The organism is Idiomarina piscisalsi, assembly GCF_003987095.1.
Taxonomy (GTDB): Bacteria; Pseudomonadota; Gammaproteobacteria; order Enterobacterales; family Alteromonadaceae; genus Idiomarina; species Idiomarina piscisalsi.
The window spans coordinates 13,721-32,129 of the sequence record NZ_PIQA01000004.1 but is presented as its reverse complement, the minus strand read 5'-3'; the positions used below and the strand labels follow the sequence as shown (position 1 = coordinate 32,129).

General features: G+C 47.7%; 15 protein-coding genes. 10 read left to right on the top strand and 5 right to left on the bottom strand.

From position 1 onward, the window contains the following. Positions 1–10 precede the first annotated feature (10 nt). From CWI73_RS06675 to CWI73_RS06650, 6 genes are all read left to right on the top strand, one after another. Positions 11–427 (top strand): F0F1 ATP synthase subunit epsilon, encoded by a 417-nt coding sequence (locus CWI73_RS06675; RefSeq protein ID WP_053954494.1) that lies wholly within the window; start codon positions 11–13, stop codon positions 425–427. A gap of 102 nt (positions 428–529) precedes the next feature. Continuing rightward, a complete protein-coding gene (glmU, locus tag CWI73_RS06670) occupies positions 530–1,897 on the top strand; it encodes a bifunctional UDP-N-acetylglucosamine diphosphorylase/glucosamine-1-phosphate N-acetyltransferase GlmU (protein ID WP_126752079.1) in 1,368 nt (455 codons plus the stop codon). A gap of 3 nt (positions 1,898–1,900) precedes the next feature. Beyond that, a complete protein-coding gene (gene glmS / locus CWI73_RS06665; protein WP_126752078.1) occupies positions 1,901–3,733 on the top strand; it encodes a glutamine--fructose-6-phosphate transaminase (isomerizing) in 1,833 nt (610 codons plus the stop codon). Positions 3,734–3,828: 95 nt separating this feature from the next. After that, positions 3,829–5,040 carry a permease gene (locus CWI73_RS06660; RefSeq protein ID WP_126752077.1) on the top strand — a complete coding sequence of 404 codons (1,212 nt, stop codon included), beginning with the start codon at positions 3,829–3,831 and terminating at the stop codon, positions 5,038–5,040. Positions 5,041–5,080: 40 nt separating this feature from the next. Beyond that, positions 5,081–5,956 (top strand): cation diffusion facilitator family transporter, encoded by an 876-nt coding sequence (locus CWI73_RS06655; RefSeq protein ID WP_126752076.1) that lies wholly within the window; start codon positions 5,081–5,083, stop codon positions 5,954–5,956. Positions 5,957–5,968: 12 nt separating this feature from the next. Continuing rightward, a complete protein-coding gene (locus tag CWI73_RS06650) occupies positions 5,969–6,541 on the top strand; it encodes a glutathione S-transferase family protein (protein ID WP_058576446.1) in 573 nt (190 codons plus the stop codon). Here the strand turns inward: CWI73_RS06650 and CWI73_RS06645 are convergent. Continuing rightward, on the bottom strand, positions 6,538–8,196 hold the full coding sequence (locus CWI73_RS06645; RefSeq protein ID WP_126752075.1) for an acetolactate synthase large subunit: 1,659 nt from the start codon (positions 8,194–8,196) through the stop codon (positions 6,538–6,540). The two genes, CWI73_RS06650 and CWI73_RS06645, sit on opposite strands and share 4 nt — an antisense overlap. Positions 8,197–8,325: 129 nt before the next feature. Continuing rightward, positions 8,326–8,700 carry a DUF4168 domain-containing protein gene (locus tag CWI73_RS06640; protein ID WP_126752074.1) on the bottom strand — a complete coding sequence of 125 codons (375 nt, stop codon included), beginning with the start codon at positions 8,698–8,700 and terminating at the stop codon, positions 8,326–8,328. Positions 8,701–8,869: 169 nt separating this feature from the next. Here CWI73_RS06640 and CWI73_RS06635 point away from each other — a divergent pair, with 169 nt between their 5' ends. From CWI73_RS06635 to CWI73_RS06625, 3 genes are all read left to right on the top strand, one after another. Then, positions 8,870–10,357, top strand: a complete 1,488-nt coding sequence (locus CWI73_RS06635) for a sensor histidine kinase (protein WP_241968854.1) — start codon at positions 8,870–8,872, stop codon at positions 10,355–10,357. Beyond that, entirely contained in the window at positions 10,357–11,697 is a 1,341-nt protein-coding gene (locus CWI73_RS06630; protein WP_126752073.1) for a sigma-54-dependent transcriptional regulator, read from the top strand. Before CWI73_RS06635 ends, CWI73_RS06630 begins: the two co-directional genes overlap by 1 nt. 74 nt (positions 11,698–11,771) lie before the next feature. Further along, complete coding sequence (locus CWI73_RS06625; protein WP_126752072.1) at positions 11,772–12,458, top strand: type 1 glutamine amidotransferase domain-containing protein; 687 nt, start codon at positions 11,772–11,774, stop codon at positions 12,456–12,458. A gap of 6 nt (positions 12,459–12,464) precedes the next feature. Here CWI73_RS06625 and CWI73_RS06620 read toward each other — a convergent pair whose 3' ends face one another. Then, positions 12,465–14,516: a TonB-dependent receptor family protein gene (locus CWI73_RS06620; RefSeq protein WP_126752071.1), complete on the bottom strand. Its 2,052-nt coding sequence runs from the start codon at positions 14,514–14,516 to the stop codon at positions 12,465–12,467. Between the two features lie 2 nt (positions 14,517–14,518). Next, positions 14,519–15,709 (bottom strand): PQQ-dependent sugar dehydrogenase, encoded by a 1,191-nt coding sequence (locus CWI73_RS06615; RefSeq protein WP_126752070.1) that lies wholly within the window; start codon positions 15,707–15,709, stop codon positions 14,519–14,521. Between the two features lie 130 nt (positions 15,710–15,839). Here CWI73_RS06615 and CWI73_RS06610 point away from each other — a divergent pair, with 130 nt between their 5' ends. Further along, a complete protein-coding gene (locus CWI73_RS06610; RefSeq protein ID WP_126752069.1) occupies positions 15,840–17,351 on the top strand; it encodes an FMN-binding glutamate synthase family protein in 1,512 nt (503 codons plus the stop codon). 9 nt (positions 17,352–17,360) lie between these two features. Here the strand turns inward: CWI73_RS06610 and CWI73_RS06605 are convergent, their stop codons facing one another. Further along, positions 17,361–18,275, bottom strand: coding sequence for a hydrogen peroxide-inducible genes activator (locus tag CWI73_RS06605; RefSeq protein WP_126752068.1), 915 nt, complete (start codon positions 18,273–18,275; stop codon positions 17,361–17,363). Positions 18,276–18,409: the final 134 nt, after the last annotated feature.

Here is an 18,409-nt window from a genome sequence, read left to right as displayed (position 1 = left end):
GGAGGTTTAAATGGCCACACAGACATTAACTCTGGACGTTGTTAGCGCTGAAGAAAAACTTTTCTCCGGCGCAGTACAAACGGTTCAGGTTTCTGGTAGCGAAGGTGAGTTGGGTATTTACCCGGGTCACGCACCTCTACTGACAAAAATTAAGCCAGGTATGGTGCGTTATGTCAGTGAAGCAGGTGATGAAGAGCTTATGTATGTCGCTGGCGGTGTTTTAGAAGTTCAACCGGGTCACGTCATTGTACTTGCTGACGTAGCAGTACGTGGTGACGAACTGGACGAACAAGCCGCAGAAGCTGCGAAAAAACGTGCAGAAGAAGCTATTGCCGATTCAGGTGCCGATGTCACCTACGCAGAAGCAATTGCTGAATTGTCACGTGCGCTGGCTCAGCTTGAGGTTATTCGTAAGCTTAGACGCTAAAAGTTTGTATATAACCTGTAAAAGGCCTTGTTGTGAGTACAACAAGGCCTTTTTTGTCGTTACAATGCGGGTTATGAACGTTTTATTAAGGACTCGATGACTATGAAGTTACGCGTTGTGATTCTGGCGGCTGGTAAAGGAACCAGAATGCGCTCAGACTTGCCTAAAGTGCTGCATAAAGTAGCGAATAAGCCAATGGTAGAGCATGTAATAGACACGGCTCGTTCGTTAAAGCCTGAAGCAATAAACCTAATATACGGCCATGGTGGTGAGCAGCTACAGAACACAATTCAGGGAGATGACTTAACCTGGGTAGAGCAACGCGAACAACTGGGCACGGGACACGCAGTTCAGCAAGTCATCCCTTACTTAAAAGACGATGAAAAAGTCGTTATTTTGTACGGTGATGTGCCGCTATTAACCGAGTCGACCTTAATTAAACTTTTAACTGCCACCCAGACGACAGAGTTAGGTCTTCTAACCATGACTCTCGACGATCCTAACGGTTACGGTCGTATCGTCAGAAATTCAGATAAACAAGTGACCGGCATTGTCGAACAAAAAGACGCAAATGCCGGGCAACTCGCTATTCAGGAAGTGAACACCGGCATTATGATTGCCGATGGCGCTAAGCTTAAAGCGTGGCTAGAGAACTTAAGTAACGACAATGCCCAGAAAGAATATTATCTGACTGACATTGTTGCTATGGCCGCTGAACAAGGCGTGACAATTGCTACTGCGCAACCCGATGCGACCTATGAAGTTGAAGGAGCGAATAACCGTCAACAATTAGCGCAGCTGGAGCGTGCGTTTCAACGTCGTCAGGCTGATGAATTAATGACACAGGGCGTTACCTTAATTGACCCGGCTCGTTTTGATTGTCGCGGTAAACTTACTGTCGGTAACGACGTTACTTTCGATATAAACGTGGTTATTGAAGGTGATGTCACTATTGGTAATAACGTGACGGTAGAGCCTAACTGTGTGATTAAAGACGCAATCATTGGCGACAACACGGTTATTCGTGCTAATTCACACATCGAAGGTGCGACGGTAGCGAAAAACTGTAAAGTTGGCCCGTTTGCTCGCTTGCGCCCAGGCGCGGAACTTGCCGATGAAGCGCAGGTCGGAAACTTTGTTGAAATGAAGAAAAGTCGCTTAGGTAGAGGCTCCAAAGCAAGCCATTTAACCTATCTGGGCGACGCTCAAGTTGGCGAGTACGCCAATATTGGTGCCGGAACCATTACCTGTAATTACGACGGTGTTAATAAATTCCTGACGGAAATAGGTAACGGAGCCTTTATTGGCTCTAACAGCTCGTTGGTTGCGCCAGTAAAAATAGGTAACAATGCAACCGTTGGGGCCGGCTCGGTAGTGACCCGAGAAGTGGCCGATGAAGAACTTGCGGTAGCACGTGGAAAACAGCGTAATATCAGTGGCTGGCAACGCCCTCAGAAAAAAGGAAGTTAAGTTATGTGCGGTATAGTAGGTGCAACATCAGAACGCCGTGTCGCCGGTATTTTGTTGGAAGGTCTTAAACGTCTTGAATACAGAGGCTATGACTCAGCAGGCGTTGCTGTCATTGATGCCAATAACGAATTAAAGAGTGTTAGACGAACCGGTAAAGTCCAGGAGCTGAAAGATGCGATAGCGCAGAACCCACTGGACGGTACTATAGGCATTGCGCACACACGCTGGGCAACACACGGTGGTGTAACGGAAGCAAACGCCCACCCTCACCGCTCTGAGGATGAAATTGCCGTAGTGCATAACGGCATTATTGAAAATCATGAACGCCTGCGAGAAGAGCTTAAAGCCGAAGGTTATGTTTTTAACTCGCAGACTGACACCGAAGTAATCGCTCACTTAATTCATCACGAGCGCAAAACAAAGGGTGATTTGTTAGATGCGGTTCAATCGGCTGTTCGTCAGTTAGAAGGCGCTTATGGCACGGTTGTTATGGATACTAAACATCCTGAACGTCTAGTCGTTGCTCGCTCTGGCAGTCCATTGGTTATCGGTGTCGGTATTGGTGAAAACTTTGTCGCCTCTGATCAGTTGGCCTTATTACCGGTTACTCGCCAGTTTATTTACCTGGAAGAAGGCGATGTTGCGGACATTAATCGCACAGATATTGCCATTTACGATACAGAAGGCAATTCGGTAGAACGCGAAGTGGTCGAGTCTGATGTCAGCTATGACGCCGGTGGTAAAGGCCAGTATCGCCACTTCATGCTGAAAGAAATTTACGAACAGCCAATAGCCGTTCGTAATACGCTGGAAGGTCGTTTGTCGGAAACTACCGTACTGGATAATGCTTTTGGTGAAAATGCAGCGGAGATTTTAAAAGACATTGAGCATGTGCAAATTGTTGCCTGTGGTACCAGTTACCATGCAGGTATGGTTGCCCGCTACTGGCTGGAATCTATGGCGAATGTGTCATGCAATATCGAAATTGCTTCAGAGTTTCGTTATCGCAAGTCTTATGTTCACCCTAACAGCTTGCTGGTCACCATTTCTCAAAGTGGTGAAACAGCGGATACTTTGGCGGCACTGCGTTTGTCGAAAGAGCTTGGTTATAAAGGCAGCCTGACCATTTGTAATGTGGGCTCGTCGTCTATGGTGCGCGAATCGGACCTGGCCTTTTTGACCCGCGCTGGTGCGGAAATTGGCGTGGCGTCTACCAAAGCTTTCACAACCCAGCTTACCGGTCTATTAATGCTGACATTAGGTATTGGCAAATATCGCGGCATGCCAGAGCAGCAGCAAGAGGCCGTTGTTCATGCACTGCAAGCCTTGCCAACTAAGCTGGAAGAAGCGGTGGCATTAGCCGATGAAATTGAAGAGCTGGCTCAGGACTTTGCCAACAAAGACCACAGCCTGTTCCTCGGACGTGGTAACCAATACCCTATTGCTATGGAAGGCGCTTTAAAACTGAAAGAAATTTCTTACATTCATGCAGAAGCCTATGCTGCTGGTGAGTTAAAGCACGGCCCACTGGCACTTATTGACGAAGAAATGCCAGTTATTGTCGTGGCACCAAACAACGATTTACTGGAAAAGCTGAAGTCGAACGTGGAAGAAGTTCGCGCCCGTGGCGGTTTGATGTACGTTTTTGCTGATAAAAACGCCCACTTCAAGAGTGATGATACAATGAACGTGTTGAACGTTTGTCACTGTGACGAAGTGATAGCGCCTATTGTTTACACCGTTCCGTTGCAGCTGCTGTCCTATTACGTAGCTCTGATAAAAGGTACCGATGTGGACCAACCCAGGAACTTGGCCAAGTCAGTTACTGTTGAGTAAGATATTGATTTATAAAGCTATATTTTAAAAGGTTATTTGATCTTTTAGTGAAACCCAACTACCTTGAGGTGGTTGGGTTTTTTTATGGGACTTTTATGGATAACTTCATATCACTATGGGGCGAATCGGCGTACACGAGCCTTGGTTTTTTCTGGATGGCGTTATGGGCGTTTGTATTAGGTTATTTGATCAGTAGCTTAATCCAAGTGCTTATTACTAAGCGGCGCATGCGCAAGGCGATGGGCGGTAATGACTTAAAGTCTGTGTCGCTGGGTACCTTCTTTGGTTTTATCTCTAGTTCTTGCAGCTTCGCAGCACTTTCAACCACCAGAGCTTTATTTAACAAAGGCGCGGCGTTCAGTGCGTCTATGGCGTTTATGCTGGCTTCTACCAACTTGGTTATTGAGCTGGGTTTTGTTATTTCAATATTTCTAGGCTGGCAATTTGTCGTTGGTGAATACGTTGGCGGGTTGTTGCTGATCCTATTCGTCTGGCTCTTTATTACGTTAACTAACCCTCAAAACCTGATTAAGAACGCGCGAAAAGAGGACGAAGAAGACGAGGAACATCAACACGAGAGCACATTATCGGATCTTTTCAGTAAGGATACCTGGCAAAAGGTCGGCCAAAAATACGTAATGGAATGGCAGATGGTTTGGAAAGACGTACTTATTGGTTTTACCGTTGCCGGCGTTATTTCTGCCTTTGTTCCCAGTGCGTTTTTTGAATGGCTATTTATTGGTGTGGGGACTCAAGGCGAGCCAGGTTTCTGGTCATTATTGCAACAGGCTGCTGTAGGTCCTATTGCCGCGTTTTTTACTTTTATAGGTTCCATGGGGAACATTCCATTGGCGGCGGTGCTTTTTGGTGAAGGTGTCGCTTTTGCGGGTGTTATGGCATTCATTTTCTCTGATTTAATTGTCCTGCCAGTGCTGAAAATTAATGCGCGCTACTATGGTTGGAAAATGGCTCTGTACATTGCATTAATGCTTTTTATTTGCCTGGTAGCGGCGTCTCTTGCTATGCATTACGGATTGTTGGCCTTTGATGCCTTACCCGATGCGTCTCAATGGTCCTCACCGGCTAAGCAAGAACACTTCAAACTCAATTATGGTTTTGTTCTGAATGTTATTTTCTTACTACTTAGCGCTGTCATGGTTGTACTTTGGCGTAAGAAACAAAAAGAGCATGAGCACCACCATCATCATGACCATGGCGGGTCGTCTGTTGGGGATAAAGTAATGAATACATTATGCGTAGTGAGTGTTCTTTGGCTAGCAGGCGGTATGATTGCTTATACTATTTGAGAGTCTTATTAGTACAAAGAATTGTTAAGTTAGGAGCACTATGCATCACCACCATCATCATGATACGGCTTCAGAGCGCATTGGCTGGGCGTTCTTCTTAAACTTGTGCTTCACAGTTATCGAATTTATTGGCGGAGTGCTCACCAACAGTACCGCGATACTTGCCGATGCGGTTCATGACTTAGGTGACAGTATCTCTATCGGTATGGCCTGGTTGCTGGATAAATTCAGTCGCAAAGACGCGACCAATACCTTTACTTATGGTTACCGTCGTCTCTCCTTAGTCGGCGCCTTTATTAATGCGGTTATTCTTACAGTAGGTTCCATTTGGATTCTGTTTGAGGCGATTCCACGGCTGTGGAATCCGGTTATGCCTATGGCTGAAGGCATGGCTTTGCTGGCCGTATTTGGCGTTATTGTGAACGGTTATGCGGCATTCAAACTCTCGAAAGGTCAGTCACTTAATGAACGGGTATTGAACTGGCATTTGCTGGAAGATGTTCTCGGTTGGCTTGCAGTGCTGGTTGTCTCTATTGTCTTACTGTTTGTCGACTGGCCTATTTTAGATCCTTTATTGTCTATTGCGTTTACCCTGTTTATTTTAGTGAACGTGGTACGACATTTAGGATCCACTATTAAGTTATTTGTTCAGGCTTCCCCTGACCCGCAGGTTTATCAGCAAATCCATAAAAAGTTGGTGGCGTTGGATTTAGTCGATAACGCACACCATTTACATTTTTGGTCGCTCGATGGCGAACGGCATGTATTAACAGCACATATTGTGGTATCAAAGGAGTTAACCAGCACCGAGAGAGCGGTGTTAAAAGAAAAGATATCAGAACAATTGGCCGAGTTTGAATTAGCTCATACAACCATAGAGCTGGAGTATCCGGACGAAGCCTGTCGTGATCATTAACGGAGGTTTACCATGGAATTGTTTGGCAGTTATACGTCACCTTATGTAAGACATTGCCGTATTGCCTTGCTAGAGACGGACACGAAGTTTTCGCTAACAGAGACTGATTTCGACACAAGCGCAAAACTGAGCCCGGCGAAGAAGGTCCCGTTTTTGCACCATAACGATTTACGACTGCATGACTCGACCAGTATTTTAAAGTACGTGCGGGAGAAAGCCGGTGAGCGTTTCTTTGCCGATACAAAAGACTTCGATCAATACTGTCTGGTCAATACGGCAATGGATGCTGCCATTAATATTTTCTTGCTGGAAAAAGATGGTATAAAAAGTTCACAGGCGCCTTATTTGCAGCGCCAGCAAGAGCGCATCAATGACATATTGCAGTTGATGGAAGAAAAAGATCACGCAGTGGCGTACGAGGGTCCACATCCATTCAGTGATGGTGAGCTGCGGTTGGGCTGCTTTTTAAGTTGGGGATTATTCCGTCAGCGTTTTAATTTGGATAAGTACCCGCGACTTGAGGCTTTCGTTGATAAGCTCAACGACTACCCCTACTTCGCGGATACCGACCCATCTAAAGCTTAATAGGCTTTTATCGCCCGGCTGCGTTCAGGAATTTCTTCGTTCAGCAGCCGGTCGTTTTGTGAATAGTCCATGGGAACATCAATGAGGTGTACGCCTGGTTTATCCAGGCATTCTTTCATCAGTGGTATCAAGTTTTCGGTGCTATCCACCCTATACCCTTTAGCGCCATAGGACTCAGCGTACTTCACAAAGTCCGGGTTATTGAAGTCTAAGCCATAGTCGCTTAAACCCATGTGCTGTTGTTTCCATTTAATCATGCCATAGCCACTGTCGTTAAGAATAACAATGACAATGTCCAGATTCATGCGCACTGCGGTTTCTAACTCCTGGGAGTTCATCATAAAGCCGCCGTCACCGCAGATAGCCATGACTTTTTTCTCAGGGTTGACCAGTTTGGCAGCCATTGCCGAAGGTAAACCGGCACCCATAGAGGCTAATGCGTTATCCAGCAATACGGTATTTGGCTCACGTGCCGGATAATTACGGGCAAACCAAATTTTATAAATGCCGTTATCCAGTGCAATAACGCCATCGTCTGGCATAACGTCACGAACATCCTCAACTAAACGCTGAGGCAGAATTGGAAAGCGATCGTCATCGGCACCTTCGTCGGTATGGTCACGCATGTGATCGCGGACTTTCAGCATAAAGTCAAAGTCCCAGTGCTCTTGTGGCTCAATACCTTCCTTCAGTTGCCAAATGCTGTTACCAATGTCACCAATCATACTGGCGTGCGGGAAGTAGACAGGGTCGACTTGGGCACCCTGAAAATTAATGTGAACCACTTTTCTGTCGTCGTTTACCCCGGTTTTCATCATAAACGGCGGCTTCTCGACAACATCGTGCCCCACATTAAGAATTAAGTCCGCTTTTTCAATGGCACGGTGCGGGTAGTCCCCATCTGAAACTGCGGCATTGCCCAACCAGCGGGGATGGTCCTCATTAATAACGCCTTTACCCATTTGCGTCGTAATAAACGGAATGCCGGTTTTATCAACAAAGGCTCTTAACATTTTCGCTGTGATTTTACGGTTTGCCGCGGCACCAATAAGTAACACCGGATGTTTTGCATCTTTCAGTAATTGCAGAACATGACGAACCGCTTTATGTTCAGTTATAGGACGGCGAGAGAAACTCGGCGTTATTGGGTTAGCACTCACTTCCTCACGAGCAATGTCGTCCGATAACTCCAGGTGTGAAGCACCGGGGCGTTCATCTTCCGCTCGGCGAAAGGCCTCGCGGATATGTGCCGGAATACTATTAGCGCTAATAATAGGCTGTGTGTATTTGGTAATGGGCGTCATCATGTCGACAACATCGATAATCTGGAACTGGCCCTGCTGGCGCTCTTTAATAGGTTTTTGGCCTGTAATTACGACCATAGGCATCGCACCTAGCTGCGCATAAGCAACCGGAGTGACCAGGTTGGTCGCGCCCGGTCCTAACGTCGACAAACAAACACCTGGTTTGCCGGTAAGTCGACCATAAGTGGCGGCCATAAAGCCGGCACCTTGCTCATGACGAGTTAGAATAAGCTCGATATTAGATTTTGAAAGAGACTCTAATAAGTCCAGATTTTCTTCGCCCGGAATACCGAAAACGTATTCAACACCTTCGTTCTCCAGAGCTTTTACGAATAAATCGGATGCTTTCACGTCGCTGTCTCCTTGCGTTAATTCTTTTTAGTTTAATGAGTTACGTAAAGCATAGGAGATATGATCAAAAAAATCCGCAATCAGACCAAACTGATTGCGGATTTGTAGTGGGGTTTTAGCTAAAACGAATTAAGAATCAGAGGTTAACTCTTCTAAACGAGCGCGCAGTTCTTCGTCGTTTTGAGCTTGCTGAATGATCATGTTGTACTCTTGAGGAGTAAGGCCTGCGTCTTCAACGGCCGCAATCATTTCTTCTTGAGCTGATTGCTGAATTTCGCGAGCTTCTTCCTGGTTTTCTGCGTTTTGGAACTTGTCACGGTACTTCTCGGTAACGCCTTGTACCTCTTCCATTGCTGAAACAAACTTAACCAACATGCCTTCAGAAATTTCCTGAGTTTGCTGTTGTTGCTGAGCCATTGGATCTTGAGCTTGTTGCTGTTGAGCCATAGCTGCAGTGCTACCCAGTGCGAATACAGTTGCTAATGCGATAATTGTCTTTTGCATGATAATCTCCTTGTTGATTCTGTCAGATTTACTAACGCTCTTACTAAAGCGAAGACTGTGCCAACTTTTCATCTTATTGTTATTAATAGACTTTTTATAAAATGAGTGTATCGGTAGGCAGATCCTGTAAAAAATATGTATCCTGAATACACAGTTAAAGGAGGAAAGTGTGACAAAAGTATACAGATGGCCGCTTTCTAGCTTACAACGCCGATTACTTGCCTATGTTGTTTTTCCTATGTTGCTTATTTCAGGCATAGCGATAAGTGTTGGCTTACAGATTGCTTCAGAGGAAGCTAATGATCGTTTAAAAAGCGATTTAGAGCTTTTGGGAAGGGCTATTAGCTTGCCTATTAGTGATGCATTGGTGAATAACGACTTGGATACCGTGCAGGCGAACCTGGACTCTGTGTTTAGCATTGGTCGGGTTTATGGTGCTTCTGTATATAACGTCTATGGTGAGCAAGTTGCTGAAGCGGGCGTAACGGAAACTGACTTAAGTAATAGTCAGTTGGCTTTACAGACAGTAGAGACAGGCATTAAACAAGATGACTATCGTCGTGTAGAGGGACGTGATGTTTTTTCCCAGTTCCTCCCTATTGTTGACAGAGGCGGACGAATTATCGGGTTACTGCAAATTAACCGCCGAGCCAGTGACTTTGATGAGTCTTTTGAAGAACTTAGCCAATATGCCTGGTTAACCTGGGGCGCCTTTGCCGTTATTACTATCGCCGTATTAGTATTCGGTCATTATCGAGGTGTGGGGCGACACGTTGTCAAACTGAAAGACGCGATGCTGCAAGTGGCTGAGGGGAACCGTACGGCTCGAGTAAAACCTGAGGGGCCTTCTGAGTTGCAGGAGGTTGCGCAAGGGCTTAACCGAATGTTGGACAGTATAGAGCAGGCCGAAAAAGAGTTAGAACAACGCCGACAGCACGAAGCCTCGCTTCAGCAAGCATTACGCGAACAAGAAAAAATGGCGGCAATAGGGAGCGTTGCCAGCGGCGTTGCACATGAACTAGGGGCGCCGCTTACCGTTATCGACGGACGCGCCAGCCGATTGCTTAGAACCCACAAAGATGAAGAAAGTCAGCGTCAATTGCAGGCCGTTCGAGGCCAGGTTCAGCGGTTAACCGGGTTGGTCAACCAATTGCTCGCGTTCTCCAGAACGCCAGTTCAGCACCGCGAGTCTATAGCGCTGGCAACCTTGATAGATACGGCAATAACCAGCATTCAGTTTGAGCAAGACAAAGGAGCCGCCAGAGTCGAACTGGGTGAGTTACCTGCTGTCACACTAAAAGTTGATATTAAACGGTTGGAACTGGCGTTGGTGAATGTCATGCGCAATGCGTTACAGGCAGCAAAACATATCGTGCACTTGTATGCCGAGCTCGATAACAGCAATACGTTGAAAATAATTATTGATGATGACGGTGAAGGTCTGCCTGACAATATGAAAGAAAAAGCCTTGCACCCTTTTGAGACCAATAAACCACAAGGTAAAGGCACCGGTTTGGGACTGACGATAGTGAAACATGTTTTGAGTGATCATCAGGGCGAATTGATGTTAACGAATAACGATAAGGGTGGCTGTCGGGTCACTTTATGTTTGCCGGCATCGAGCCTGGCCGATAAGCCTGCACTAGGAGGTCAATAATGGCGGTACTGAAAGCTGTCATAGGTGTTGTTGAAGATGACCCTGCATTACAGGAGCTTTTGGTCGAAGAACTTGAAGCGGAAGGCTACCAGGTGGATGCCTGGGAAAGCTTAGAAGACTTTAAGAGCAGCAATGCAAGCCCTGACTTAATTGTCAGCGATATACGCCTGCCCGGAGAATCGGGTTTAACCTTACTGGAAGACTTGAAGCAGCACGATAACCCGCCTGCGCTATTGCTGATAACGGCATTTGGCACGGTTGATCAGGCGGTTGATGCGCTGAAAAAAGGTGCCGATGACTTTCTGACAAAACCGCTGGATATTGAGCACTTGCTGTTGAGCGTTGATCGAATATTAGAGCATCGCTCATTACAGCGGGAACTGAAACGTTATAAACAACAGCAGAAAGGCCCCGGTGGCTTGGTGGGGCAAAGTCCGGCTATGCGCAAGCTTTATGACCAAATTGAACACATTGCGCCAACCGGCGGCAGTGTCCTTATTACCGGCAAAAGCGGTACAGGTAAGGAGTTAGTGGCTAAAGCCTTACATGAGCTGAGTGATAGATCTGACAAACCTTTCCAGGCAGTAAACTGTGCGGGTATTCCAGCCGACTTAATGGAAAGTGAGTTCTTTGGTCACGCGGCGGGGGCTTTTACCGGCGCGCAGAATAAGCGGCAGGGGCTTTTAAAGCAAGCCGACGGCGGCACCTTATTGTTGGATGAAATTGGCGAAATGCCAATGGCGCTTCAGGCCAAATTATTGCGTGTTTTGCAAGAAGGCACGATAAGAGCTGTTGGTAGCGACAAAGAAGAGCAAGTGGATGTTCGCATTCTTGCAGCGACGCACCAAGACTTAGAGCGTCTGGTTGAGGAGGGCAAATTCCGGCAAGATTTATTTTATCGTCTGGAGACGTTTAGCCTGCGAGTGCCTTCTTTACGAGAACGAGGAGAGGATATCGAGCGACTGGCAAATTTCTTTTTGCAGCAGCAACAGAAGAGCAGTGATAAAACAGTACGTGGAATTTCGGCGGAGGCTCTCGATTTATTGTATCGGTATCCATTCCCGGGGAACGTTCGGGAACTTCAAAACGCCATAGAGCGGGCGTTTGCGTTTTCCAGTGACGAGACCCTGTCGGTAGACGACTTTCCGCAGCGTATAGTCGAGAAAAGTGATACCAATCATCCGGCGGCAACGTCAGCCTGGCCAACGTTAGATGAGCACCAAAGCCAGTACATAAGGAAAGTTTTAGAGCATACCGACGGCAATAAGTCACAGGCAGCACAAATACTCGGCGTTACTCGCCGCACGCTGTATCGCTGGCTTGATAACGAGGCGGAGTGATCAAATTGGTGACTTTTTGCGTAAAATGCACGTAAGTTTACAGAGAATTTCACACGAAATTTAAGGAGTACCCAGTGAAAGTATTAATGGTCTTAACCTCACACGACAAGCTTGGCGACACTGGCCATAAAACTGGCTTTTGGGTTGAGGAATTTGCTGCGCCTTACTATGTCTTTGTGGATGCAGGTGTCGATGTAACGCTGGCGTCTCCTAAAGGCGGTAAGCCACCAATGGATCCGAACAGTACAGCGCCGGATGCGCAAACTGAGGCGACCAAGCGTTTAGAGAAAGATTCGACTGCGCAACACAAGCTGGAAACAACTTGCACGCTGGACGATGTTGACCCTGACGACTTTGACGCTATTTTCTATCCAGGTGGACACGGGCCGTTATGGGATTTAACCAACAATGAGCAGTCTATTAAGCTGATTGAGCACTTCTGGAGTAAAGGTAAGCCGGTGTCGGCGGTGTGTCATGCGCCAGCGGTGCTGCTGAATGCAAAAACACCAAGCGGTGACTCCATTGTTCAGGGCCGTACGGTAACGGGCTTTAGTAATAGTGAAGAAGCAGCCGTTGAATTAACGGACGTTGTGCCTTTCTTACTGGAAGACGAGCTCACAGCTAAAGGTGGTCATTATCGTAAAGTCGATGATTGGCAAGCCTATGCGGTTCAGGACGGTATGTTAATTACCGGTCAGAACCCAGCATCATCCGAGCAGACGGCTCAGCGCCTGCTCGATGTACTAAGAGCTATGGTCTAAAGCCACTTAAAAGCGTCGGCGCCAACTTATGCCGACGCTTGCTTGTCGCCCTATTCCGGGTTCGTAGTAACGGCGATATTGCTGATTCACTACAACCGCAGTGATGTACTCTTTGTCGGTGATATTGTCGACCCGAGCCCATACGTCTAATTCGCTGTTTGCCCATTGCCACTCGCGGCTCGCGGCAAAATTCCAGGTGGTATAAGACGGCGCGAACGTGTCGTTGGCATCATTAACCGGAGTTTCGTCACGATACTGACCCGAAACTTGAACCAGCCACTGCTCGGTTGGCTGCCAGTTTAAACGCAAATAGCCCTGACTTTCTGCGACACCGGGTAGCTGGTTACCTTGTAACGGTCCTTCGCCAAATACCGCATCTATATAGCTGTACGAGACCAGTAAGTTTAACTGCTGTGTCAGCGCACCGTTAATGGTTAGTTCGGCGCCCTCGCGAGAGGTCTCTGATGCATTTCGGTAGGTCGTTCTGCCGTCAGTTGACTGGTTAACCAATATCTCGTTTTCGCTCTCAATACCGAAGAAAGCTAAGTGCAGGCGCCAGTCTCTTGGTAGTTGGTGCTTAATGCCCCATTCCCACTGATCGTTGGTGGACGGCCCGAGCTCCCGGTTTAAACCCGATCCTTCATTACGATAAGCCAGCTCGGTCAAGGTGGGTGTTTCAAAGCCTTGTCCTACGCTTAAGTAGGTAGCGGATGTCGGCAAAAACTGCCAGGTGAGAGAGGCCGCGGCGGTGGTTTCCTGAAACTCACTACTGCCGCTGTCATCAGCACCATCAAGCTCCGTAAAGTAGTCTTTAACGTCGTAGCTGATATCGCTGTAACGAACACCACCGGTTGCTGACCACTCAGTACTTAACTGCCATTGAAAGCGCAAGTAGGCCGACGCATTGTCTATCCAATTAAACTCATCGCGGCGCAACTCACCCTTTTCACCATTGTCATTCACATAACCAAAACGATGATCCTGCTGTCGCTCAAGCTGCGCTCCCAATGTTGCTGACCAATTGCTACCGCGTTGACGCCAGCGCGCGTGAGCGCCTTCAAACTGGCGAGAGACATCAATGACCGCACCGGAACTGGTGTAAATGCCTTGTTCATTAATATCGTCTCCGGCAAATGGCAGGAACTGCTCAATATCACGGTCGCCCTGCCAAACAGAGACTAAACCTTCGCCGCTGTCGCGTTCATGAAACCAGCTTAAAGAGCCTTGTCGGTGATGAATGTCTTTGCGGGTATTAAAGTCGATAGCACGCTGCACGGTCTGTGTCGGATCTTCCCGCCAGGCTTCCGGCGTTAAAGCACTGGGGTCCTGCAGTAGCGGCGCGTCATTATTGTCATAACGCAGAATAAACCGGTTTTGGTCGTCCCATTGATGGTACCAGCGTACGGCCTGTTGCTGGCGCTCTGCAGAATTATGGCGACGTGGTCCGTCGGTCTGAAAGTCGGTTGCCATAAGTTGCAACTGCTTGGTGTCTGTCGCCCACTGTGCGTTGACGCTGTAGCGCTGCGTGTCGTTTTCACTGAACTGACCGCCCCACTCTAATGCTGTTTCGGTGGGTTGGCGGCTAAACCACTCAACCACTCCGCCCCCGGAGTTGCCGTAAAGAGTCGCCAATGGCCCACGAAGCACTTCTAACGAATCAACATTGTCGAGAATGAAACTCGAGGTTTGTGCCTGTCCGTCGGGCATAGACAATGGAATACCATCGACATTCAGTTGCAAGCCACGCACACCAAAAGCGGCTCTGGATCCAAAGCCTCGAACCACTAAGCGTGCGTCCTGTGCGTAGTTGTAACGATTATCAGCCTGAATACCTGCCACACCGGCTAAGGCATCGCCAGCATCAATGTTCATCGATGGCAGTGTATTCTCGACGTTTACCCGGTCGATACTCGCCGCTGTTGTCAGCCAGGGCGTTTCGCTCTCTGTTGCCGTCACGACAACGGTTTCGTCCACTTCGGCGGACTGCACAACGAAAGAGGCCGCCAGTAAAGGCAGCCCCGTGTAAGTTAATTTTCTAAATACCGCTGAATACAACATCGTTAATCTGCCGGTTTAATTTGAATGATTGCGCCATTGGACTCGTCAGTCAGTAAATACAGATAACCGTCCGGCCCTTGATTAATGTCGCGAATACGCGCATCAACAGCATCCTCGAACAAGCGCTCTTCATGCATCATTCGACCTTCGTACAAGTCCAGGCGAGCCACTAACGAGCTTTTCAGTGCCGCTACGAAAAAATCACCTTTCCACTCAGGGAAAGCGTCGCCAGTGTAAAAAGTTGCGCCAGCTGTAGCAATCGACGGTACCCAGTAATAAAACGGTTGTTCCATACCTTCTTTCACTGCGTCTTCACTAATAATGGCACCGCCGTAGTCAACACCATAAGTAATTTCTGGCCAGCCATAGTTCTTGCCGGCTTCAGGAATATTCACTTCATCACCGCCTTGCGGGCCATGTTCTACTGTCCATAATTCGCCCGTGTCAGGGTGAATGTCTGCACCTTGGACATTGCGGTGACCGTAAGACCAAATTTCGTCTAAGGCGTTATCTTCACCAACAAAGGGGTTGTCTTCAGGAATACTGCCGTTTTCGTCTAAGGCGTTATCTTCACCAACAAAGGGGTTGTCTTCAGGAATACTGCCGTCGGGCCAAATGCGTACGACTTTACCGTGGTGGTTGTCTAGTGTTTGGGCATCATCCATACGTGAATAGCGGTCACCCAAAGTAACGAACAAGTGTCCTTCAGGCGAGAACACCAAACGCGAACCAAAGTGTGCGTTGCTTTCATATTTCGGAGCCTGACGGAAAATCACTTCTTTATCGGTAAAGGCTTTGTCCACCAGTTTTGCTCTCATAACGGCTGTGCTGTTACCTTTGCCAGCGTCTTGCGCAGGCTCTGAATAACTAATGTAAACCCATTGGTTTTCATCAAAGTTTGGGTCAATGGTGACATCCAGCAAACCGCCCTGGCTTTTTGCAACAACCTCAGGCACACCAATTATTTTTTCCCGATATTGACCGTTTTCTGACACCCAGTAAAGATCACCCGAGCGCTCGGTAACTAACACGCTGTTGTCTGGCAAAAACGTCATGCCCCAAGGGTTAGTGAAGCCATCCGCAAAGGTGGAAACGGTGACTTTATGACGCTCTGTTTCGACGGTATCGGCTACTGCAGTCATGCTGGCAGAAGCCGCCAGAAGTGCGGTTAATACGAGTTTTCGGTTAAACATAAGGGTCTCCTTTGTTTTTCATTATCTTCAGTATACGTCATTCATTGAAATTTTGATGACTCTTGGCTTGATTTGTTTATGGCTTTAGCCGTTAATAGACGTATTAACTTTCAAAATAAGTGCGAATGGAATGAGCGAAAAGCTTTTTGGTACGGACTCTCTTCTGGTGTTAGCGCAATGGTTAGCGGCCATTTTTGTTCTTCTTATTATCACGCTGATTGTTTCCGTTGGTGTGATGTATGTGGTGGATAAAACTCAGAATAAGCACACGATTCGGCGTAATTATCCTGTTGTCGGCCGTTTTCGTTATATTTTTGAGCGCATGGGCGAATTTATGCGCCAGTATTTTTTCGCGATGGATCGCGAGGAAATGCCGTTTAATAGGGCGCAGCGGAGTTGGGTGTATCGTGCGGCAAAAAACTCAGACAGAAACGTTGCTTTCGGGTCTACCCGAGATTTAACCCGTACCGGCACCATTATATTCAGTAACGCGCCCTATCCGCCTCTTGCAGAGCAAGCTGCCGCTCCCGAGCCCGTGCTTATTGGGCCTTATTGTGAGACGCCTTATTCCCCCATTTCCTATTTTCATATTTCAGGTATGAGCTACGGTGCCTTGTCGCCGGTGGCGGTTAAGTCATTGTCGCAAGGGGCTGCGAAGGCGGGTTGCTGGATGAATACTGGCGAAGGTGGTTTGTCGCCTTACCACCTTATGGGTCATTGCGACATAGTATTCCAAATGGGTACAGCAAAGTTTGGGGTGAGAGATAAAGAAGGTCGATTGGATGAAAACCGTTTAGCGGAACTTGGCCGCCACGACAACGTGAAAATGTTTGAAATAAAATTGAGCCAGGGCGCTAAACCGGGTAAAGGCGGTATTTTGCCGGGGGTTAAGGTAAACGAGGAAATTGCGCAAATTCGTGGCATCGAAGTTGGTAAAGATGCTATTAGCCCTAACCGCCATCCAGAAATCAGTAATAACGAAGAGCTGCTCGACTTTATCGATAAGGTTCGGCGTATTACTGGCAAGCCAACCGGTTTTAAGTTCGTGATGGGCGACCCGAGCTGGATCGATGAACTGATTGACTCGATTTTAACGCGAGGCGTTGAATCCGCGCCTGACTTCATTACGCTCGACAGTGCTGACGGTGGTACCGGTGCTGCACCGCAACCATTGATGGACTATGTCGGTTTAAAAGTATCAGAAAGCCTGCCGGTGTTAATAGATAAGCTCACAGAAGCTGGGTTGCATGGGCGTGTGCGAGTTATTGTTTCAGGTAAAATGATAACCCCGGCTGATGTTGCCTGGGCTATTGCAATGGGGGCTGACTTTGTAACCTCTGCCCGAGGGTTTATGTTTTCGCTGGGCTGTATACAAGCCATGCAGTGTAACAAAAACACTTGTCCGACCGGGGTTACGACGGACGATCCTAAACTGATGAAGGGGCTCGATCCAACCGATAAGTGCGAGCGCGTGGCGAACTATCATAAATACATGGAATACGGGGTAAACATCATTGCGCACTCTTGTGGCGTAACCGATCCGCGCCAGCTTAACCGACGCCACGCCCGGGTTATAAAGCCGGACGGCGAGAGTATCAGTCTGGCAGAGCGATACCCATTGCCGCCGGCAAGAAGACGCTAACAGGCGCTGTTAGCGTAAGGTATTAATTGGCAGTAGTTGGGCTATTTCCTCCGCAACTTTGCGGAATGTCTGACGACGACTGGTCGTAGGGCGGTATACCAAGCCAATATCACGAGACGCCTCTTGCCCGGTTGGTTTTAACGGCACTAAGTCGGTGTTACTGAGAATCCCCTGATCTATCGCCATTTGCGGAATAAAGGTTGCGCCTAACCGGGCATCTGCCATTTGCACCAAACTGTGTAAGCTGGTGGCAGTAAAAGGGTTCATTTTTACTGAGTCGGTTAACTGACAAGCGGCTACCGCGTGCCCTGTCATGCAATGCTCTTTCTCCAGCAGAAAAATACTTCTGTCAGGAAGTTTGTCGTAGTCAACCGGCTCACCAATGTTATCCGCTAGCTCTTTATGCACAACCAGCTTAAATGGGTCGCGACCCAATACCCATTTCTGATTGCCCTGAATGTCCATTGGCAACGCCAGCAATAAAATATCGAGCTCGCCGTTTTTAAGGCGAAGCAGTAGGTTTTGCGTGGTGTCCTCGGAAATTTGCAGTAGCAATTTCGGGTAGGCATCCTGCAATCGCTTGCTTAACTGACCAATAACAAAAGGGGCTATAGTGGGTATAACGCCTAAACGCAACGGGCCTTCCATAACATTGCCCTGCCCCTGGGCATAGTGGCTGAGCTCTTCAGCGGCACTTAAAATTTGCCGTGCGCGCTCGACAATTTCTTCGCCTAATGCCGTAAACAAAAATGACTTATGGTCACGTTCAATAAGCTGGCAGCCCAATTGCTCTTCTAAGTTTTGAATGCCGCTACTTAACGTCGATTGGCTGACATTACATTCAGCCGCTGCACGATTGAAGTTTTGCTCTTGATGCAACGCCAGCAAATAACTGAGGTTTTTTAAACTGGGTAATTTGCTCATGGTTTTCCTTTTGCAACGAACTTAATTGGTATTTCCGATTATCATAATCCGTTTTATTCGTTTTATCCAATCTGTATCCATCCGTACACTAGCTCTCGACTCGTTAAGGAACGAATAGATTTAAATCCCAATCA